This window comes from Streptomyces sp. 135 (genome assembly GCF_020026305.1).
GTDB lineage: Bacteria > Actinomycetota > Actinomycetes > Streptomycetales > Streptomycetaceae > Streptomyces.
In genome coordinates, this window is sequence record NZ_CP075691.1 from 4,710,627 (window position 1) to 4,729,449 (window position 18,823).

Annotated in this window: 20 protein-coding genes; 17 read left to right on the plus strand and 3 right to left on the minus strand. The window is 69.8% G+C overall.

Features of this window, described 5'->3' with window-relative positions; genetic code table 11:
- The first annotated feature begins 21 nt into the window (after positions 1-21).
- The 5 genes from rpmG to KKZ08_RS21235 all read left to right on the plus strand — a co-directional run bounded on the left by rpmG (position 22) and on the right by KKZ08_RS21235 (position 2,342).
- Positions 22-186 (plus strand): 50S ribosomal protein L33, encoded by a 165-nt coding sequence (gene rpmG / locus KKZ08_RS21215; RefSeq protein WP_030361075.1) that lies wholly within the window; start codon positions 22-24, stop codon positions 184-186.
- Between the two features lie 5 nt (positions 187-191).
- Positions 192-437 (plus strand): type B 50S ribosomal protein L31, encoded by a 246-nt coding sequence (locus KKZ08_RS21220; protein ID WP_223775962.1) that lies wholly within the window; start codon positions 192-194, stop codon positions 435-437.
- Between the two features lie 53 nt (positions 438-490).
- On the plus strand, positions 491-1,621 hold the full coding sequence (locus KKZ08_RS21225) for a GTP-binding protein (RefSeq protein WP_223779135.1): 1,131 nt from the start codon (positions 491-493) through the stop codon (positions 1,619-1,621).
- 2 nt (positions 1,622-1,623) lie between these two features.
- Positions 1,624-1,863: a 30S ribosomal protein S18 gene (rpsR, locus tag KKZ08_RS21230; RefSeq protein WP_223775963.1), complete on the plus strand. Its 240-nt coding sequence runs from the start codon at positions 1,624-1,626 to the stop codon at positions 1,861-1,863.
- Between the two features lie 239 nt (positions 1,864-2,102).
- On the plus strand, positions 2,103-2,342 hold the full coding sequence (locus tag KKZ08_RS21235) for a DUF397 domain-containing protein (protein ID WP_223775964.1): 240 nt from the start codon (positions 2,103-2,105) through the stop codon (positions 2,340-2,342).
- A gap of 63 nt (positions 2,343-2,405) precedes the next feature.
- Here KKZ08_RS21235 and KKZ08_RS21240 read toward each other — a convergent pair whose 3' ends face one another.
- On the minus strand, positions 2,406-2,894 hold the full coding sequence (locus KKZ08_RS21240) for an ATP-binding protein (protein ID WP_223775965.1): 489 nt from the start codon (positions 2,892-2,894) through the stop codon (positions 2,406-2,408).
- Between the two features lie 324 nt (positions 2,895-3,218).
- Here KKZ08_RS21240 and KKZ08_RS21245 point away from each other — a divergent pair, with 324 nt between their 5' ends.
- From KKZ08_RS21245 to KKZ08_RS21270, 6 genes are all read left to right on the plus strand, one after another.
- Positions 3,219-4,082 (plus strand): helix-turn-helix transcriptional regulator, encoded by an 864-nt coding sequence (locus KKZ08_RS21245; protein WP_223775966.1) that lies wholly within the window; start codon positions 3,219-3,221, stop codon positions 4,080-4,082.
- An 87-nt stretch (positions 4,083-4,169) separates the two neighbouring features.
- Positions 4,170-5,627 (plus strand): aldehyde dehydrogenase family protein, encoded by a 1,458-nt coding sequence (locus tag KKZ08_RS21250; RefSeq protein ID WP_223775967.1) that lies wholly within the window; start codon positions 4,170-4,172, stop codon positions 5,625-5,627.
- A 182-nt stretch (positions 5,628-5,809) separates the two neighbouring features.
- Positions 5,810-6,361, plus strand: a complete 552-nt coding sequence (locus KKZ08_RS21255; protein WP_223775968.1) for a DinB family protein — start codon at positions 5,810-5,812, stop codon at positions 6,359-6,361.
- Positions 6,362-6,392: 31 nt separating this feature from the next.
- Complete coding sequence (locus KKZ08_RS21260) at positions 6,393-7,034, plus strand: PadR family transcriptional regulator (protein ID WP_223775969.1); 642 nt, start codon at positions 6,393-6,395, stop codon at positions 7,032-7,034.
- Positions 7,035-7,116: 82 nt separating this feature from the next.
- The gene (locus tag KKZ08_RS21265) at positions 7,117-7,875 is read left to right on the plus strand and encodes a MerR family transcriptional regulator (protein ID WP_223775970.1); all 759 of its coding nucleotides are present in this window, start codon (positions 7,117-7,119) and stop codon (positions 7,873-7,875) included.
- A gap of 174 nt (positions 7,876-8,049) precedes the next feature.
- Positions 8,050-8,730, plus strand: coding sequence for a VTT domain-containing protein (locus KKZ08_RS21270; protein WP_223775971.1), 681 nt, complete (start codon positions 8,050-8,052; stop codon positions 8,728-8,730).
- Between the two features lie 29 nt (positions 8,731-8,759).
- Here KKZ08_RS21270 and KKZ08_RS21275 read toward each other — a convergent pair whose 3' ends face one another.
- Positions 8,760-10,436, minus strand: a complete 1,677-nt coding sequence (locus KKZ08_RS21275; RefSeq protein WP_223775972.1) for a threonine/serine exporter family protein — start codon at positions 10,434-10,436, stop codon at positions 8,760-8,762.
- A gap of 123 nt (positions 10,437-10,559) precedes the next feature.
- Complete coding sequence (locus KKZ08_RS21280; RefSeq protein WP_030785786.1) at positions 10,560-11,051, minus strand: inorganic diphosphatase; 492 nt, start codon at positions 11,049-11,051, stop codon at positions 10,560-10,562.
- A gap of 124 nt (positions 11,052-11,175) precedes the next feature.
- Between KKZ08_RS21280 and dacB the strand changes: the two genes are divergently transcribed.
- From dacB to folE, 6 genes are all read left to right on the plus strand, one after another.
- Positions 11,176-12,663 (plus strand): D-alanyl-D-alanine carboxypeptidase/D-alanyl-D-alanine-endopeptidase, encoded by a 1,488-nt coding sequence (gene dacB / locus KKZ08_RS21285; RefSeq protein WP_223775973.1) that lies wholly within the window; start codon positions 11,176-11,178, stop codon positions 12,661-12,663.
- 165 nt (positions 12,664-12,828) lie between these two features.
- Positions 12,829-13,959: a zinc-dependent metalloprotease gene (locus tag KKZ08_RS21290; RefSeq protein ID WP_223775974.1), complete on the plus strand. Its 1,131-nt coding sequence runs from the start codon at positions 12,829-12,831 to the stop codon at positions 13,957-13,959.
- 241 nt (positions 13,960-14,200) lie between these two features.
- Positions 14,201-15,238, plus strand: a complete 1,038-nt coding sequence (gene tilS, locus KKZ08_RS21295) for a tRNA lysidine(34) synthetase TilS (RefSeq protein WP_223775975.1) — start codon at positions 14,201-14,203, stop codon at positions 15,236-15,238.
- 53 nt (positions 15,239-15,291) lie between these two features.
- Positions 15,292-15,852 carry a hypoxanthine phosphoribosyltransferase gene (hpt, locus tag KKZ08_RS21300; RefSeq protein WP_055565725.1) on the plus strand — a complete coding sequence of 187 codons (561 nt, stop codon included), beginning with the start codon at positions 15,292-15,294 and terminating at the stop codon, positions 15,850-15,852.
- A gap of 184 nt (positions 15,853-16,036) precedes the next feature.
- Entirely contained in the window at positions 16,037-18,064 is a 2,028-nt protein-coding gene (ftsH, locus tag KKZ08_RS21305; RefSeq protein WP_223775976.1) for an ATP-dependent zinc metalloprotease FtsH, read from the plus strand.
- Positions 18,065-18,172: 108 nt separating this feature from the next.
- The gene (folE, locus tag KKZ08_RS21310) at positions 18,173-18,778 is read left to right on the plus strand and encodes a GTP cyclohydrolase I FolE (protein WP_223775977.1); all 606 of its coding nucleotides are present in this window, start codon (positions 18,173-18,175) and stop codon (positions 18,776-18,778) included.
- The last annotated feature ends 45 nt before the right edge of the window (positions 18,779-18,823 follow it).

Genomic DNA, 18,823 nt, shown 5'->3' on the forward strand with positions numbered 1-18,823 from the left:
TCGTTTTCATATACTACCCACATGGCCCGCAACGAACTCCGCCCCGTCATCAAGCTCCGGTCCACGGCGGGAACCGGCTACACCTACGTGACCCGCAAGAACCGCCGTAACGACCCCGACCGCCTCACGCTGCGCAAGTACGACCCCGTGGCCGGCCGCCACGTCGACTTCCGAGAGGAGCGCTGACCGCCATGCGCAAGGACATCCACCCGCCGTACGCCCCCGTCGTCTTCCGCGACAAGGCCGCGGGCTTCGCCTTCCTCACCCGCTCCACCGCCACCAGCGCGAAGACGGTCGAGTGGGAGGGCGGGCACACGTACCCGGTCATCGACGTCGAGGTGTCGTCCGCGAGCCACCCCTTCTACACGGGGACGGCACGCGTCATGGACACCGCGGGCCGCGTCGAACGCTTCGAGCGCCGCTTCGGTAAGCGCTGATGGACCACCGGCACGACAAGCGCGACAACCACGACGATCACGGTGCCCGCCCGATGGACACCGTGATCGTCGGCGGGCTCCACGCGGACGCCCGCAGGGCGGCCGTCGAGCACCTCCTCGCCACCGTCCCCGGCAGCGTCGCCCTCCACCACGACCTGTCGACCGCAGTGCGGGGCACGGTCGTGCGCACCGTGCGCGACACCACCGGCATGCTCTCCACGGGCGACGCCCCCCTCGTCAACGACTGCGCGTGCTGCGCGCTCCGCGAGGACCTCGTGCCCGAGCTGGAGCGCCTCGCGGACGGGGGCCTGACCCGGCTCGCGATCGTCGAGCTGTGGGACTCCGTCGAGCCCAAGGCCATGGCCGAGGTCATCGCCGCGCACGGCGGCGATGGCCTCAGGCTCAGCGGCGTGGTCACGGCGGTGGACCCCGCCCTGCTCCTGCCCTGCCTCGGCAACGGCGACGACCTCATGGAGGCCGGGCTCGCCGCGGCCCCCACCGACCAGCGCACCGTCGCCGACACCTGGGCGCGCCAGCTCGAGTACGCCCCCGTGCTCGCCGTCGCCGACTCCCCCGAGGCCGACGACGAGGACCGCGCGCTGCTCGCCCAGCTCCACCCGACGGCCCGCCAGGTCCCGATCGGCCACGGTGATCTGGCGGGCGCCGTACTGGCCGGGTTCGACGTCGAGGCGGCCGCCGCGGCGCAGCACCCGTCCTGCGCGCTGCTGCCGGTCGAGGCCGACGCCTCGGGCGTCTCCACCTTCGTATGGCACCGGGAGCGGCCGTTCCACCCCGGGCGGCTCTACGACGCGCTGGAGGACCTGACCTGCGCGGCGGCCCGCAGCCGGGGCCGGTTCTGGCTCGCCGACCATCCGGACACCCTGCTCGGCTGGGACGCGGCGGGCGGCGCGCTCTGCGTGGAGTCCGCCGGGCCCTGGCTGGCCTCGCTGCCGGACGCCGCGTGGGAGATGGTGCCGCCGGTGCGCCGCGCGGCCGCCGCCCTCGACTGGCATCCGGAGCACGGCGACTGCTGCAACCACCTGGTGTTCACCTCGCCCGGCCTGGACCGCTCGGGTCTCGAAGAGGTGCTTGAGTCCTGCCTGCTGACCGACGAGGAGTACGCCGCCGGGCGCGACGCCTGGAAGAACCTGCCGCCCGCCTTCGACACCCTCCTGGAGGTCTGACCTTGTCCCCCCGCAAGTCCACCGCCCGCCCGCAGAAGCCGCGCCCCAATCCCTTGGACCAGGCAGGCATCACCTACATCGACTACAAGGACACCGACCTGCTCCGGAAGTTCATCTCCGACCGGGGCAAGATCCGCAGCCGTCGCGTGACGCGCGTGACGGCGCAGCAGCAGCGGCAGATCGCCGCCGCGATCAAAAACGCCCGCGAGATGGCGCTGTTGCCGTACGGCTCTCCGCGCTGAACGCGGCCCACAGCGAATTCCCCTCCCCCCCGCCGCACACCGCGCCGCTGTTTTCCGTCACCGGACGGAACACATCCGGCGCGGTGTGCGTCTGTGTCTAGGCAAGGCTGTAATCAAGGCACCACCGCGCGTGCACGTGCATCTGCCCATGCATCGGCATGTGAACACAGCTATGATCCGGGACAGTTGACCACTGCATCTAGAGCCACTACAGGCACTGCACCACCGGGGAGCGATCTGTGCACCACGCGTTTAACGGCATGGCGGCCACGGAGCTTCACGGGGTGGTCTGGCAGAAGAGCAGGCACAGCAACTCGCAGGGGTCCTGCGTGGAGTTCGCGAAGCTGCCCGGCGGCGACGTCGCCGTGCGCAATTCGCGCTTTCCGGACGGCCCGGCGCTCGTCTATACACGCGCCGAGATAGAGGCGATGCTGCTGGGGATGAAGGACGGGGAGTTCGACCATCTCATAGGCGGTTAGTGCACCCCCGCCCACCAGGCCTTCCTGACCCCCGCCTGCGCCGCCTGCCCCTGCCTGTCCCGCTCAGCGCAGCTGGAACAGCGCCCAGACCACCTTGCCGCGCACCGCGCCGGCGAGCGGGTGCCAGCCCCAGCCGTCGCTGAAGGACTCCACCAGGAACAGGCCCCGGCCCGACTCCGCGGAGAAGTCGTCGTCGGTGTCACGCGCGACCGGGCTCTCGTCGCTGGGGTCGCGCACCGCGCACACCAGACGGGACGCCCAGCGCATCAGATGGAGCCGCACGGGCGGCTCCGGCTGCTCGCGCGGGGTGTCGGCGGGCAGGGCGTGCCGCAGGGCGTTGGTGACGAGTTCGGACACGACCAGCGCTATGTCGTCGAAGCGCTCGTCCAGATCCCACTGCCCGAGCGTCTTGCGGGTGAACTTCCGTGCACTGCCCACCGCTTCGTAACGGGCGGGGAGAGCGACGGACGCCGCGCTGGTGACCGCCGAGGGGTCGAGTGGAGGAAGCCCCTGCCTCAGCGGCTCGAGCATGGTCGATCCATTCGTCCCCATGCGAGGCACTCCCCGGTTTCGCGGTACATAGCGATGGAGCGGTGGCGCGGTCGGTCGCCGATGGTGCGGGTGGTACACGGTCGGTACAGCAGTGGCGCGCGGACCATGGTTCCGAATGCGCACAGCAGATGCAAGGGCAGATGCACGTGCACGCGCCGGACTTGGCCGCTCCCGTGCCACTTCTTGCCCATTTCTTCCCCAGACTTCTTCGGACTTCTTGAGATCGGCTTTCGGAGGCTTTTCCTTTCTGTAACCGGACGTGTACGGCCCGGAGCGTTTAATGGCAGACTGCTGGCTTCCAGTCGATGGGGAGGATTGAGCGAAGTGACCGCAGGGGAGTCGAGTGGCTCGGTGGTACGGCGCATCCTGCTCGGCTCGCAGCTGAGGCGCCTGAGGGAATCCCGGGGCATCACCCGCGAAGCGGCCGGCTACTCGATCCGCGCCTCCGAGTCGAAGATCAGCCGCATGGAGTTGGGACGGGTGAGCTTCAAGTCCAGGGATGTCGAGGACCTACTCACGCTGTACGGCGTCACGGACGAGGCCGAGCGCGGCGCACTTCTCTCGCTCGCCAAGGAGGCCAACCTCACGGGCTGGTGGCACAGTTACTCCGACGTCCTGCCGGGCTGGTTCCAGACGTACATCGGTCTGGAGGGCGCGGCATCGCTGATCCGCGTCTATGAAGTCCAGTTCGTCAACGGCCTGTTGCAGACCGAGGCGTATGCCCACGCGGTCGTCGCGCGCGGCATGAAGGGCGCGAGCAAGGCCGAGATCGACCGGCGCGTCGCCCTGCGCCTGGAGCGGCAGAAGCTCCTCGCCTCCGAACACGCGCCCCGCTTCCACTGCGTCCTGGACGAGGCAGCGCTCCGACGCCCGTACGGTGACCGGGAGGTGATGCGCGGTCAGATCCAGCACCTGATCGACATCTCCGAGCGGCCGAACGTCACGCTCCAGGTGATGCCGTTCAGCTTCGGCGGCCACGCGGGCGAGAGCGGCGCCTTCACGATGCTGAGCTTCCCGGAGTCCGATCTCTCCGACGTCGTGTACGTGGAGCAGCTCACCGGCGCGCTCTATCTCGACAAGGCGGAAGAGGTCGCCCAGTACGAGCGGGTGGCGACGCAGCTGCACAAGGACAGTCCGGATGCGGCGGACAGCCGCGACCTTCTGCGCGGACTCCTTCAACTCACCTGAAACATAAGTACTATGACGTGACCTCAGGTGTCTGCCACCGGTTCGGATGCCTGCTTCCGTCCGCTGTCACGGCAAGGGGTCCGTCTCATGTCCTTCTTCACTGATCTGGCTCACCAGTACATCGACGGGGAGTGGAAGACCGGATCGGGCTCCTGGGACATCATCGACTTCAACCCGTACGACGGCGAGAAGCTGGCGTCCATCACCGTCGCCACCGCCGACGAGGTCGACCAGGCCTACCGCGCCGCCGAGCGCGCGCAGCGGGAGTGGGCCGACACCAACCCCTACGCCCGGCGCGGCGTCTTCGAGCGCGCCCTGCGGATCATCGAGGACCGCGAGGAGGAGATCACCGAGGCGATCATCGCCGAGCTGGGCGGCACCCGGCTCAAGGCGGCCTTCGAGATCCACCTCACCAAGGAGTTCCTGCGCGAGGCCGTGCACCTCGCGCTGCGCGCCGAGGGGCGGCTCCTGCCCTCCCCGGAGGACGGCAAGGAGAACCGCCTGTACCGCGTCCCCGTGGGCGTCGTCGGTGTCATCAGCCCGTTCAACTTCCCGTTCCTGCTGTCGGTCAAGTCCGTCGCCCCGGCCCTCGCCCTCGGCAACGCGGTCGTCCTCAAGCCCCACCAGAACTCGCCGGTGCTCGGCGGCAGCCTGGTGGCCAAGGTGTTCGAGGACGCCGGACTGCCGGGCGGGCTGCTCAACGTGGTCATCACGGACATAGCCGAGATAGGCGACGCCCTGATCGAGCACCCGGTGCCGAGCCTCATCTCCTTCACCGGCTCCGACCGCGTGGGCCGGCACGTCGCCACCGTCTGCGCCTCGCACTTCAAGCGCTCGGTCCTGGAACTGGGCGGCAACAGCGCGCTGATCGTCCTGGACGACGCCGACATCGACTACGCCGTGGACGCGGCGGTCTTCAGCCGCTTCGTGCACCAGGGCCAGGTCTGCATGGCCGCCAACCGCATCCTCGTCGACCGGTCGGTGGAGGCGGAGTTCACCGAGAAGTTCGTCGCCAAGGCCGCCTCGCTCAAGGTCGGCGACCCGGCCGAGCCCGGCACCCACATCGGCCCGCTGATCAACTCCTCGCAGGCGGACGCCGTCTCGGCCGTCGTCGAGCAGGCCGTCGCCGCGGGAGCGACCGCCCTCCTGCACGGCAGCACCGAGGGCAACGTCGTCGCCCCCTCCGTCCTGACGGGCCTGCCGGCCGACTCCCCGGTCCTCGGCCAGGAGATCTTCGGCCCCGTGGCCCTGATCCTGCCCTTCGACGGCGAGGACGAGGCGGTACGGATCGCCAACGACACCCCGTACGGCCTGAGCGGCGCGGTGCACACGGCCGACATCGAGCGCGGTGTGCGGATCGCCAAGCGCGTGCGGACCGGCATGATCCACGTCAACGACGGCACGGTCCACGACGAGGCGATCGTGCCGTTCGGCGGTGAGAAGAGCTCCGGCGTCGGCAGGCTGAACGGCGAGTCGACGGTGGACGTCTTCACCACGCAGAAGTGGATCTCGGTGCAGTACGGGCGCTCCCGCTTCCCGTTCTGACTTTCCTCTTTCCTCTTTCCTCTTTCGCCTTTCGCCGGCTTCCACCCTTCGTCGGCTCTCGCGGACCCTTGCGGTCAGAACCTGACCGCAAGGGTCCGTAGCGTTTGAGGTGTCGGGGGGAAGCCGGAGCCGGCGGACCCTCAACCCCCAGAGCCCCCAGAGCCCCAGAGAAGGCGGACATCATGGTCACCCACGTCAGTGCCGAAGCCCGCGGCGACGAGCGCGGCGCGCTCATCGCCTTCGTCGAGGCCCAGCGCGGCGGCCTGCGCCGCGCGGTGCTCGGCCTCAGCGACGAGCAGGCCGCCCGGCGGCCGAGCGCCAGCGCGCTCTCCCTGTCCGGCCTCGTGAAGCACGTCGCCGAGATGGAGCTGAACTGGCTGCGCATGGCCCAGCGGAAGCCGAACGAGAGGGCACGCACCGAGGAAAGCTACGGCGACAGCTTCCGCCTCGTGGAGGGCGAGACGCTCGCCGGGACGCTGGCCTTCTGGGACGGCGTCGCCCGAGAGGTCGAGGAGTTCATCCGCGCCGTGCCGAGCCTCGACGACACCTTCCCGCTGCCCGAGGCGCCCTGGTTCCCCAAGGACGGGGCGGTGTCGATGCGCTGGCTGATGCTGCACCTCGTCGAGGAGATCGCCCGGCACGCGGGCCACGCCGACATCATCCGGGAGTCCCTGGACGGAAAGACGGCTTTCGAGCTCGTGGCGCTGGAGCAGGGATACCCTAGTCAAAATTGATGACTGGGGGGCTAGCGGAAGGGCGCGGTAAATGTCAGCGATCCGGCTACTGGTTCTCGGGGCCGTGCGCCAGCACGGCCGCGCCCACGGCTACCAGGTCCGCAACGACCTGGAGTACTGGGGCGCCCACGAGTGGTCCAACGCCAAGCCCGGCTCGATCTACCATGCGCTGAAACAGCTGGCCAAGCAGGGCTTCCTGCTCGCCCACGAGACCGCGCCCTCCACCGTGGGCGGCCCCCCGCGCACCGAGTACGAGATCACGGAGAAGGGCACCGGGGAGTTCTTCACACTGCTCCGCGAGGCCCTCGCCACGTACGACCAGCGGCCCGACATGCTCACGTCCGCCCTCGGCTTCGTCGTGGACCTGCCGCGCGACGAGGCGGTCGCGCTGCTCAAGGAGCGGGTGCGGGCGATCGAGGCGTGGCGCACGTCCGTCACGGAGTACTACACGCCCGAGGAGGGCCCCGGGCAGCTCGGTCACATCGGCGAGATCATGAACTACTGGGTGCACGCCGCCGACGGCGGCATGGAGTGGGCACGGGGCCTCATCGAGCGGATCGAGGGCGGCGCCTACACCTTCGCGGGCGAGGGCGAGCCGTTCGTCGGCGTGCTCGCCGACGGCGAGGAGAACCCCTTCGCGACGGGCGAGCCGCGCGCGGGCGACCGGGGCTGAGCCGCGCTCCCGGTCCGGGCTTGCACCTCACGCGACGTGAGGACGCAGGCTGATCCGCGTACCGAGAAGGAGGGCGGAAGCCATGAACTACTCCGTGGGACAGGTCGCCGGTTTCGCCGGGGTGACGGTGCGCACACTGCACCACTACGACGAGATCGGCCTGCTCGTGCCCGGCGAGCGCAGCCACGCGGGTCACCGGCGCTACACCGACGCCGACCTCGACCGGCTCCAGCAGATCCTGTTCTACCGAGAGCTCGGCTTCCCCCTCGACGAGGTGGCGTCCCTCCTGGACGACCCGGAGGCGGACCCGCGCGCGCACCTGCGCCGCCAGCACGGGCTGCTGACCGCCCGGATCGCCCGGCTCCAGGAGATGGCCGCCGCCGTCGAGACCGCCATGGAGGCGAAGAAGATGGGCATCAACCTCACGCCCGAGGAGAAGTTCGAGGTCTTCGGGGACCACGACCCCGAGCAGTACGCGGAGGAGGTCGAGCGGCGCTGGGGCGACACCGAGGCCTACCGCGAGGCGCAGCGCCGGTCCGCGTCGTACACCAAGGACGACTGGAAGCGGATCAACGACGAGTTCGCGGCGGTCCACGCCCGCATGGGGGACCTGCTCGCCCAGGGGTTCGCGGCCGACTCCCCGGAGGCGATGGACGGCGCCGAGGAGCACCGCCTCTTCATCTCCCGGCACCACTACGAGTGCGCGTACGAGACGCACACCTGCCTCGGCGAGATGTACGTCGCCGACGAGCGGTTCACCGCTTTCTACGAGGCCATCCGGCCCGGACTCGCGGTGTTCATGCGGGACGCGATCCTCGCGAACGCGGTGCGCAACAGCTGATCAGTACGGGATGGGGGGCCGGTGAGGAGCGTTCACAGCGTTCTCGAGGGGAGAGCGCCCCTTACTATGCTGCCTAGTTGGACCGTGGAACCTGGCCGTGCCGCCCCACGTTGATAACTTTGGTCGGCTGCACCTGCCGCCGCACCGCCCCCTCACCCTCAGGAGCCCGGAACCGTGACGACGCTTGCGCTCGGACCAAGCTGGCTGGATCCGGATTACCTGCTCAACCAGTTCGGCCTCTGGGGCCTGCTGGTGATCGTCTTCGCCGAGTCGGGCCTGCTGATCGGTTTCTTCCTGCCCGGTGACTCGCTGCTGTTCACGACGGGCCTGCTGATCACCACGCACAAACTGGACACCCCCCTGTGGCTGGCCTGCGTCCTGATCTGCCTCGCCGCGATCCTCGGCGACCAGGCGGGCTACCTCTTCGGCAAGAAGGTCGGCCCGGCGCTGTTCAACCGCCCGGACTCCAAGCTGTTCAAGCAGGAGAACGTGGTCAAGGCCCACGATTTCTTCGAGAAGTACGGCCCCAAGTCGCTGGTCCTGGCCCGCTTCGTCCCGATCGTCCGTACGTTCACGCCGATCATCGCCGGCGTCTCCGGCATGCGGTACCGCTCGTTCATCACGTTCAACATCATCGGCGGCATCCTGTGGGGCGCGGGCGTCACCCTGCTCGGCGCCTGGCTCGGGAACATCGACTTCGTCCACAAGAACATCGAGGCGATCCTGATCCTGATCGTCCTCATCTCGGTGGTGCCGATCGCCATCGAGTTCCTGCGGGCGCGCGGCAAGTCCAAGAAGGCGGCACTGGCCGAGGGCGCCCCCGCGGCGCCGCGCGGCCGCCACGCCAAGCGGTAGCCCCTCAAGGGGCCAGGGGCCAGGGGCGGTCAGAAGCCCCTGGTCCGCTTCGCCGCCCGGCGGTTCGCCGCCGAGGCCGCGCCCGGCACCTTCATGATCAGTCGGGAGACCTCGCTCCCCAGGTTCACGCCGATCGCGATGGCCAGCGCCGTGGCGACCGCCTTGGTGAGCGAGTTGATGCCGGTGTTGAGGTCGTTCTGCGCCAGGGCGAGCAGCCCGAAGTACGTCGCGCTGCCGGGCAGCAGCGGCCCGATCGCCGCCGTCACGTACGGCAGTGAGGACGCGAACCGGTAGCGCGAGAAGAGCTGCCCGAACAGCCCCACGAGACCGGCCGCCACGGCCGTCGCGGCGACGGGCGACAGCTCCAGCGGCGTGTGCGCCAGGGCGCCGAACATCACCCAGGCGATGCCGCCGTTGAGCGTCACGATCAGGACCGTGTTGCGCTCCTGCTGGAGGAGTATCGCGAAGGCGAGACTCAGCGCCATCGACGCCAGTATCTGGATGACCGGACGCGTCGACGACACCCCGAACTCCGTCTCCGGCGTCAGGTTCGTCGCGTCCAGCATCACGCCGAGCGAGAGCACCAGCAGCACACCGCAGACAATGCCCACGATCAGATACATCACTTCGAGCAGGCGCGCGGCCGCGGTGATGTAGTAGCCGGTCAGACCGTCCTGCACGCCCGCCACCAGGGCCCGCCCCGGGATCAGCGCGAAGAGGCCACCGGTGATGACGGCGGACGCCATCGTCGCCTCGGTGTGCGCGAAGCTCAGCGCGACGCCCATCGCGGCGGGCGGCATCGCGGCCCCCACGAACTGGTAGAACTCCGGCAGCCCGCGCCCCGCGCACAGCCACGCCAGCCGGTCGCCGAGCATCGCGCCGACAGCGGCCACCACGAAGACCAGCGCGCCACCGCCCACCAGGACGGACGCGGAGCCCGCGAGGAGCCCGCTGGCCGCCGTGAGGGCCCACCCCGGGTAGGGGTGACGGTTACGCCGGATCCCCGCGAGGCGGCGGTAGGCCTCCTCCAGGGAGACCTCGATCTCCGGGTCGCTGATGTCGTCCACCAGGTGGAAGACCGCCGCGAGCCGGGTGTAGTCGGTGCCCCGGCGGCGTACCGTCCGGGAGGCCGTGACGGGGTCGTCCACCAGGGACGGCTGGTGGGAGATCGACAGGAGCGTGAACGTCACGTTCGGCTCGCACCGGTCGAGGCCGTAGGAGCGGCAGACCGCGAACATCGCCGCCTCCACGTCCTCGGCGCCCTCACCGCCCGCGAGCAGCAGCTCCCCGATACGCAGCGTCAGGTCCAGCACGCGCGGCACGGCGGGCCCGGCCTCGTCCTCGTGCTTCTGCGCCGGCTCGGTCGCGGGCCGCTCGGTGACCGGCATCCGCAGCATCGTGCGCATCTGGTCCTGCCAGGGCGCCTCCTTGGTGAGCTTCACCAGGGGGACGCCGTGCGCGGGCGTGAAGGCCTGCGGGGCGTTGCGGGCGCTGTAGGTGTGCGGCGTGGAGAACGCCGACTTCTCGGGCTCCTGTGCCGTCGTCGGGGCCGGGGCGGCGAGACCGTCGGGGATGGCGAACTCGGAGGTGGTCTGTGACTCGTCCTCGGGAGCCGCCGGCTGCGGCGCCACTCCGCTGGGCTGCGCGAACGCGCTGCGGGCCTCGTCCGACTGAGGCTTTCGGTCCTCGGCCTCATGCTCGGCCACTACTGCCCTCACTTCTCATACGACTCGTGCGCACCCTCCGTATGGCCAGTATGGGCACAAATACACGAACGGGCCGCGCGGCCCGGGGGTCCCGGATCGCGCGGCCCGTACGGGGCGGGAGGCTCAGTGGCCGCCCTGCGCCTCGAAGCGCTTGTACGACTTCTCGATCTCGGCCTCGGCGTCCGCGCGGCCGACCCAGTCGGCGCCCTCGACGGACTTGCCGGGCTCAAGGTCCTTGTAGACCTCGAAGAAGTGCTGGATCTCCAGGCGGTCGAACTCGGAGACGTGGTGGATGTCACGCAGGTGCTCCACACGCGGGTCCGAGGCCGGGACGCAGAGCAGCTTGTCGTCGCCGCCCGCCTCGTCGGTCATGCGGAACATGCCGATGGCGCGGCACTTGATGAGGCAGCCGGGGAAGGTCGGCTCGTCCAGGATGACCAGGGCGTCCAGCGGGTCACCGTCCTCGCCGAGGGTGTTCTCGACGAAGCCGTAGTCCGCGGGGTAGCTGGTCGAAGTGAAGAGGCGACGGTCCAGACGGATCCGGCCGGTCTCGTGGTCCACCTCGTACTTGTTCCGCGAACCCTTCGGAATCTCGATGGTGACGTCGAACTCCACGGGTGGCTCCTCCATGATCAGCACATACTTCGGGTGATTAAGTGTCCCTCACGCAGATGTGTGATCGCGAAAGGGGCTGGTCGTCGTGCCGGAGCTCAGACCTTGGCAGCGGCCTCGACAGCTGATGCGACAGCTGGCAAAGCCTTCCGCCATCGAGCTTTCCCGGTTCTCGGGGAAGCTCAAGACCTGGCAGCTCACGGCGGGTGCCGCCACCCTCGGCCTGGTGATCTCGGCCGGGGCGGTGGCCGCGGCCGGCCCTTGGGACTCCTCCGGTCAGCGTACGGCCGAGCGGGAGTGGGCCGCCGCTCAGGAGGCCGGGGGTGGCGCAGATCACGGCGGCAACACGTCCGGACAGGGTCCCGAGGCCGCTCCGAGCGCCCCCGCGGTGCTCGCCGGGCTCGGCGCGCCCGCGGGGACGGCGCCGCGGCCCACGGACCGCGCCCTCGCGGACGTACTGGATCCGCTTCTGAAGGACCCGGCGCTCGGCCCGAAGCGCTCGGCGGTCGTGCTCGACGCGGTCTCCGGCAAGCGGGTCTACGACAAGGCGGCGGGGGATGAGCTGACGCCCGCGTCGACCATCAAGCTCGCGACGGCGGTCGCCGCACTCTCCGCGGCGGGCCCGGACCACCGCATCACGACCAGGACGGTCGTGGAACCGGACTCGAAGGACCTCGTCCTGATCGGCGGCGGTGACCCCACGCTGACCGCCCGCAAGGACGGCCGCTACACCGACACCGCCGCGAACCTGCGCACCCTGGCGAAGGACACCGCCCGCGCCCTGAAGGACCGCGACATCGACGAGGTGCGGCTCTCCTACGACACCTCGCTGTACTCCGGGCCGCCGCAGCACCCCATCGGCCCGAACGAGAACATCACCCCGGTCAGCGCCCTGATGGCCGACGAGGGCCGCCTCGACGACTCCACCAGCGGGCCGGCGCCGCGCTCGGGCGACCCGGCGGGCGACGCGGCGAAGAAGTTCGCGGGCTTCCTCAAGGACCACGGCATCGAGACGCAGGGCGAGCCCGGCCCGACCAAGGCGTCCGACCGCGCCGCGTCCCTCGCCGAGGTCCAGTCGCCGCCCCTGTCCACCCTGGTCGAGCGGATGCTGACCCACAGCGACAACGACATCGCCGAGGCCCTGGCCCGCCAGACGGCCCTCGCGGCGAAGGAACCCGCCAGCTTCGACGGCGCGGGCGACGCGGTCCGCGCCGAGCTGGCCGAGCTGAAGCTGCCGGTCTCGGACGCCGAGATCGCCGACGGCAGCGGCCTCGACCGCGCCGACCGGATCTCCGCCGAGCTGCTCGCCGCGCTCCTTGACCGCGCCGCCGACCCGGGCCGCCCCGAGTTGCGCCCCGTGGTGACGGGCCTGCCCGTCGCGGGCTTCACCGGCACGCTGGTCGACCGCTACCCGAAGGAATCCCCGGGCACGGGCGTCGTCCGCGCCAAGACCGGCACGCTCACGGGCGTGAACACCCTCGCGGGCACGGTGGTGGACGCCGACGGCCGCCTCCTCCTCTTCGCCTTCATGACCACAGGCACCACGGACCCCCGAGCGGCCCAGTCCTCCCTGGACCACATGGCCTCCACCCTGGCCAACTGCGGCTGCCGCTGACCGCCCCCGTAAGAAGCGCCCCCGCCAGGGGCGCGGGGGAACTGCGCGACAAGCCACGGACGGCCCGCACATGACAACCGAGGCCACGCCCCCTAGGGGCCGCCCCAGGGCAACCTGGGGGGTCAACCCCCTCCACCAGAGGGGCCGAGCACGTACCGTTGACGCATGACGAGCATCGGTGGTGCGGAGATGGTCGACTGGAATCTCGCGGTGGCGACCGCGACCCGACTCGTGCGGCCGGGCCCAGAAGTGAGCAAGGACGAGGCGCGAGCCGTCGTCGCGGAGCTCCGTCGGCACGCCAAGTCCTCGGAGGAACACGTCCGTTCCTTCACGGGCATGGGCACGGAGGACACCCACGACACCCCCGTCCTCGTCGTCGACAGAGCAGGCTGGATCCGGGCGAACGTGGCCGGCTTCCGGGAGATCCTCAAGCCCCTCCTGGACAAGATGCAGGACAAGCGCGGCGGCGGCCCCGGCGGCGCGGTCCTCGGCGCGGTCGGCGGCAAGGTCACCGGCGTCGAGCTCGGCATGCTCCTGTCGTTCCTCGCCTCCCGCGTCCTCGGCCAGTACGAGACCTTCGCCCCGGCCACCCGAGCCCTCCCCGCCGGGGCGAACGGCGGCGGCAGGCTCCTCCTCGTCGCCCCGAACATCGTGCACGTCGAGCGGGAACTGGACGTGGACCCCCACGACTTCCGCCTCTGGGTCTGCCTCCACGAGGAGACGCACCGCACCCAGTTCACCGCCGTGCCCTGGCTGCGCGACCACCTCGAAGGCGAGATCCAGTCGTTCCTCGGCGAGACCGAGGTCGACCCGATGACGGTCCTCGAGCGCATCAGGGAGGCCGCCCAGTCGTTCGCCGGTGGCCGCCCCGAAGGGGAGGAGGGGGAGGGGGACGACGGAGGCCGCTCCATCGTCGAGCTGGTGCAGACCCCCGCCCAGCGCGAGATCCTCGCCCGCCTCACCGCCGTGATGTCCCTCCTGGAAGGCCACGCGGACTTCGTGATGGACGGCGTCGGCCCCGACGTGGTGCCCTCCGTCGAGGAGATCCGCGAGAAGTTCAAGGAGCGCAGGGCCCGCGGCGCCAGCCGCCTCGACCAGGCGCTGCGCAAGCTCCTCGGGCTCGACGCGAAATTGCGCCAATACCGGGACGGCGAGCGATTCGTGCGCGCCGTCGTGCAGGAGGTCGGGATGGACGGCTTCAACCGCGTGTGGACTTCGCCGAACACGCTGCCCACGAAGGCGGAGATCGCCAAACCGGCGGACTGGGTCGCGCGGGTGCACCGTAAGGGAGACTGAGGGACCGGATGCGGCCGACGGCAGGAGAACGCCCCAGCAATCACCCGTCCGAGGGACCGTGGGCGACGGGTAGGCGTGCGATGCTCGGGGAACGGCTCGGTTCTGTCACCATCGACACACTCTGAGTGACTAAACGCTCGGGATATCGATGTCTGGTCCGGTCGACCAGACTCGGTCTCCGGAGTGGGTCCTGAGTGATTGGTCCGAGGCTCACCCCCGAACTTCATGAAGGGAACCGGACATGGGTCCCCATCCTGCGGTCGCGGCGATACGCCTGGCGGTCCGCCGCGTACTCCACGACGTACTGACCGACGTACAGCGCAGCTCCGAGAACGCCCCCCCACGCCCCCCACACGAGCAGTCCCCCCAGCCGCTCGTGCTGGTCGCCTGCTCCGGCGGCGCCGACTCCATGGCGCTCGCCTCCGCCCTCGCCTTCGAAGCGCCCCGGCTCGGCATCCGCGCCGGCGGTGTCACCGTCGACCACGGACTGCAGCCAGGCTCCGACCTGCGCGCCGCCGAGGTCGTCCTCCGCATGACCGCCCTCGGCCTCGAACCGGTCGAGTCCGTCGCCGTCCAGGTCGGCCGGTCCGGCGGCCCGGAGGCCGCCGCCCGCGACGCCCGCTACGCAGCCCTGGACGCCGCCGCCGCACGGCATTCGGCGGCCGCCGTCCTGCTCGGCCACACCCGCGACGACCAGGCGGAGACCGTCCTGCTCGGCCTCGCCCGTGGCTCCGGAATCCGCTCCCTGTCCGGAATGGCGGCGACCTCGGGGGTCGCCGGCCGTTACCGCCGCCCCTTCCTGCGCATCGACCGCCAGACCGCCCGCAAGGCGTGCATGGTCCAGTCGCTGCCGGTCTGGGACGACCCGCACAACGCCGATCCCGCCTACACCCGCTCCCGGCTGCGCCACGAGGGCCTGCCCGCCCTGGAGAAGGCCCTCGGCAAGGGCGTCGTCGAAGCCCTCGCCCGTACGGCCCAGCTCTCCCGTGACGACGCCGACGCCCTCGACGCATGGGCCGCCCGGGCCGAGTCGACCGTCCGGGACGACGCGGGCCTCCTGGAGTGCGCCAAGCTCTACGCCCTGCCGCCCGCCGTACGCCGCCGCATCGTGCGCAGGGCCGCCATCGAGGCCGGGGCGCCCGCCGGCTCGCTCTTCGCCCGGCACATCGAAGAGGTCGACCGTCTGATCACCGGCTGGCGCGGCCAGGGAGCCATCAATCTCCCGGGCAAAGTCGTGGCCCGGCGCCAGGGTGGCAGACTGGTGATCCGGCAAGGCTGACGTGAGGCCCGTGCTCATCGCGGGCCGGTCGGCCGGTGGGACGACCGAAAGTGATGCGGGTGGACGCGAAAGACATGGGCACCGACCTCAAGTCGGTGCTCATCACCAAGGAAGAGATCGACGCGAAGCTGGCCGAGCTGGCAGCGAAGGTCGACGCGGAGTACGCGGGCAAGGACCTGCTGATCGTCGGTGTCCTCAAGGGCGCCGTGATGGTCATGGCGGACCTGGCGCGCGCGCTGTCCACCCCCGTCACGATGGACTGGATGGCCGTGTCGTCGTACGGCGCGGGCACCCAGTCCTCCGGCGTGGTCCGGATCCTCAAGGACCTGGACACCGACATCAAGGGCAAGCACGTCCTGATCGTCGAGGACATCATCGACTCCGGTCTGACGCTGTCCTGGCTGCTGTCCAACCTCGGCTCGCGCGAGCCCGCCTCCCTGGAGGTGTGCACGCTGCTGCGCAAGCCGGAGGCGGCGAAGGTCGCGATCGACGTGAAGTGGATCGGCTTCGACATCCCCAACGAGTTCGTCGTGGGCTACGGCCTGGACTTCGCGGAGAAGTACCGCAACCTCCCCTTCGTCGGAACGCTGGCCCCGCACGTCTACGGCGGCTGACGTTTCGTAGGACTGCCCGAGGCGGCGGGGAACCCTCACCCGTTTCCCGCCGTTGAACCCTGCGAAGACGGGTTTGCCAGCCGTCCCGTGCGGCTTCGGGTCACAATGCTGGGGTACCGTCCGAAGAACAGTCTTTATCAAACTCACTATGGCAGGAGGGACGGGGCGTCATCGCTCCGTATGGATGGACGTGAAGCGATACTTCCGTGGGCCAGTCATGTGGATCGTGCTGGCCGTCCTTGCCGTGGTCGTGTTGATGCAGGTCGTCGGCTCGTCCGGTGGCTACAAGACGGTTGACACCGGTCAGGTCGTTCAGGCGATCAACGACGACAAGGTCGAGTCCGCCAAGCTCACCACCGGTGACGAGCAGATCATCAAGGTCGAGCTCAAGGACGGCCAGAAGGTCAAGGGCAGCAGCAAGATCCAGGCGAGCTACATCGGCGACCAGGGCGTCGCCCTCGCCAATTCGCTGCAGACCAAGTACGAGAGCAAGGACATCCCGGACGGTTACACCGTCTCCCCGTCGAAGCAGAACCCCTTCGTCGGCATCCTGCTCTCCCTCCTCCCCTTCGTCCTCATCGTCGTCGTCTTCCTGTTCCTGATGAATCAGATGCAGGGCGGCGGCTCCCGGGTCATGAACTTCGGGAAGTCCAAGGCCAAGCTCATCACCAAGGACACCCCGAAGACGACCTTCTCCGATGTGGCGGGTTCGGACGAAGCCGTCGAGGAGCTCCACGAGATCAAGGAGTTCCTCCAGGAGCCGGCGAAGTTCCAGGCCGTCGGCGCCAAGATCCCCAAGGGCGTCCTCCTCTACGGCCCGCCCGGTACCGGCAAGACGCTCCTCGCGCGCGCCGTCGCCGGTGAGGCCGGGGTGCCGTTCTACTCGATCTCCGGTTCCGACTTCGTCGAGATGTTCGTCGGTGTCGGTGCCTCCCGTGTCCGTGACCTCTTCGAGCAGGCCAAGGCGAACGCCCCGGCGATCGTCTTCGTCGACGAGATCGACGCGGTCGGCCGCCACCGCGGCGCCGGCCTCGGCGGTGGCCACGACGAGCGCGAGCAGACGCTGAACCAGCTGCTCGTCGAGATGGACGGCTTCGACGTGAAGGGCGGCGTCATCCTGATCGCCGCCACGAACCGCCCCGACATCCTCGACCCGGCGCTCCTGCGCCCGGGCCGCTTCGACCGGCAGATCGCCGTCGACCGCCCGGACATGCAGGGCCGTCTGGAGATCCTCAAGGTCCACCAGAAGGGCAAGCCGGTCGCCCCGGACGTCGACCTGGGCGCGGTGGCCCGCCGGACCCCCGGCTTCACCGGCGCCGACCTGTCGAACGTGCTGAACGAAGCGGCGCTCCTGACGGCGCGCGGCGACAAGAAGCTGATCGACAACCACGCGCTGGACGAGGCGATCGACCGCGTCGTGGCGGGCCCGCAGAAGCGGACCCGGATCATGTCCGACAAGGAGAAGAAGATCACCGCGTACCACGAGGGCGGACACGCCCTGGTCGCGGCGGCCTCGCCGAACTCGGACCCGGTCCACAAGATCACGATCCTGTCCCGTGGCCGGGCCCTGGGTTACACCATGGTCCTGCCCGAAGAGGACAAGTACTCCACGACGCGCAACGAGATGCTCGACCAGCTCGCGTACATGCTGGGTGGGCGCGCGGCCGAGGAGCTCGTCTTCCACGACCCGACGACGGGCGCGGCGAACGACATCGAGAAGGCCACGGCCACCGCGCGCGCGATGGTCACGCAGTACGGCATGACCGAGCGTCTCGGCGCGATCAAGTTCGGCGGGGACAACACCGAGCCGTTCCTCGGGCGCGAGATGGCGCACCAGCGGGACTACTCGGAAGAGGTCGCCGCGCTGGTCGACGAAGAGGTCAAGAAGCTCATCGAGACCGCGCACAACGAGGCGTGGGAGATCCTCGTCGAGAACCGCGACATCCTCGACAACCTGGTTCTCCAGCTCCTGGAGAAGGAGACCCTCGGCAAGGAGCAGATCGCCGAGATCTTCGCCGGCATCGTGAAGCGCCCGGCCCGCCCGGCGTGGACCGGCTCCTCGCGGCGCACTCCCTCGACCCGCCCGCCGGTGCTCTCCCCCAAGGAGCTGTCACTGACGAACGGTGCGAACGGCGCCTCCACCCCTGCGGTGACCGCCGGCAGCACGGAGCAGCCCATCGAGGTGGCCCCGGAGGACCGCCCCGAGAGCTGACCGCGCGTCTCAGCAGGCCCGGAATGATTGCCGCGTCCCCCTGGTTTTAGCCTGGGGGGCGCGGCATTTCCGTACGCCCGCGTGAGACGCACAGGAACGAGGCACAACATGACCGACCCGGTGACCCTGGATGGCGAGGGCTCGATCGGCGAGTTCGACGAGAAGCGGGCCGAGAACGCCGTGCGTGAACTACTGATCGCCGTGGGGGAGGACCCCGACCGGGAGGGCCTCCTGGAGACTCCGGCGCGCGTGGCGCGGGCGTACCGGGAAATATTCTCCGGGCTGTGGCAGAAGCCGGAGGACGTGCTGACGACGACGTTCGACCTCGGGCACGACGAGATGATCCTGGTGAAGGACATCGAGGTCACCTCATGCTGCGAACATCACCTGGTCCCGTTTCGGGGTGTCGCGCACGTGGGTTACATCCCTGCCACCAGCGGAAAAATCACGGGGCTCTCGAAGCTCGCCCGACTTGTGGATGTCTATGCCCGGCGTCCCCAGGTGCAGGAGCGGATGACGACTCAGATAGCGGATTCGCTGATGGAGATCCTGGAACCGCGCGGCGTCATCGTGGTCGTGGAGTGCGAGCACATGTGCATGTCGATGCGCGGCATCCGCAAGCCCGGCGCCAAGACGATCACCTCAGCGGTCCGCGGTCAGCTGCGCGACCCCGCGACGCGCAATGAGGCGATGAGTCTGATCATCGCCCGCTGAACCGGCCCTGAGAGCCGTGCCGGGCGGCCTCGGCGTTTCCCTGTC

Excerpts from the sequence above, each read along its gene's own strand:
- KKZ08_RS21255 (WP_223775968.1), top strand. The coding sequence starts at position 5,810 with ATGGTCACCCACGTCAGTGCCGAAGCCCGCGGCGACGAGCGCGGCGCG.
- KKZ08_RS21220 (WP_223775962.1), top strand. The coding sequence starts at position 192 with ATGCGCAAGGACATCCACCCGCCGTACGCCCCCGTCGTCTTCCGCGAC.
- hpt (WP_055565725.1), top strand. The coding sequence starts at position 15,292 with ATGCGGGTGGACGCGAAAGACATGGGCACCGACCTCAAGTCGGTGCTC.
- ftsH (WP_223775976.1), top strand. The coding sequence starts at position 16,037 with ATGGACGTGAAGCGATACTTCCGTGGGCCAGTCATGTGGATCGTGCTG.
- rpmG (WP_030361075.1), top strand. The coding sequence starts at position 22 with ATGGCCCGCAACGAACTCCGCCCCGTCATCAAGCTCCGGTCCACGGCG.
- KKZ08_RS21240 (WP_223775965.1), bottom strand. The coding sequence starts at position 2,894 with ATGGGGACGAATGGATCGACCATGCTCGAGCCGCTGAGGCAGGGGCTT.
- tilS (WP_223775975.1), top strand. The coding sequence starts at position 14,201 with ATGGGTCCCCATCCTGCGGTCGCGGCGATACGCCTGGCGGTCCGCCGC.
- KKZ08_RS21260 (WP_223775969.1), top strand. The coding sequence starts at position 6,393 with ATGTCAGCGATCCGGCTACTGGTTCTCGGGGCCGTGCGCCAGCACGGC.
- KKZ08_RS21265 (WP_223775970.1), top strand. The coding sequence starts at position 7,117 with ATGAACTACTCCGTGGGACAGGTCGCCGGTTTCGCCGGGGTGACGGTG.
- KKZ08_RS21250 (WP_223775967.1), top strand. The coding sequence starts at position 4,170 with ATGTCCTTCTTCACTGATCTGGCTCACCAGTACATCGACGGGGAGTGG.
- KKZ08_RS21290 (WP_223775974.1), top strand. The coding sequence starts at position 12,829 with ATGACGAGCATCGGTGGTGCGGAGATGGTCGACTGGAATCTCGCGGTG.
- dacB (WP_223775973.1), top strand. The coding sequence starts at position 11,176 with ATGCGACAGCTGGCAAAGCCTTCCGCCATCGAGCTTTCCCGGTTCTCG.
- folE (WP_223775977.1), top strand. The coding sequence starts at position 18,173 with ATGACCGACCCGGTGACCCTGGATGGCGAGGGCTCGATCGGCGAGTTC.
- KKZ08_RS21225 (WP_223779135.1), top strand. The coding sequence starts at position 491 with ATGGACACCGTGATCGTCGGCGGGCTCCACGCGGACGCCCGCAGGGCG.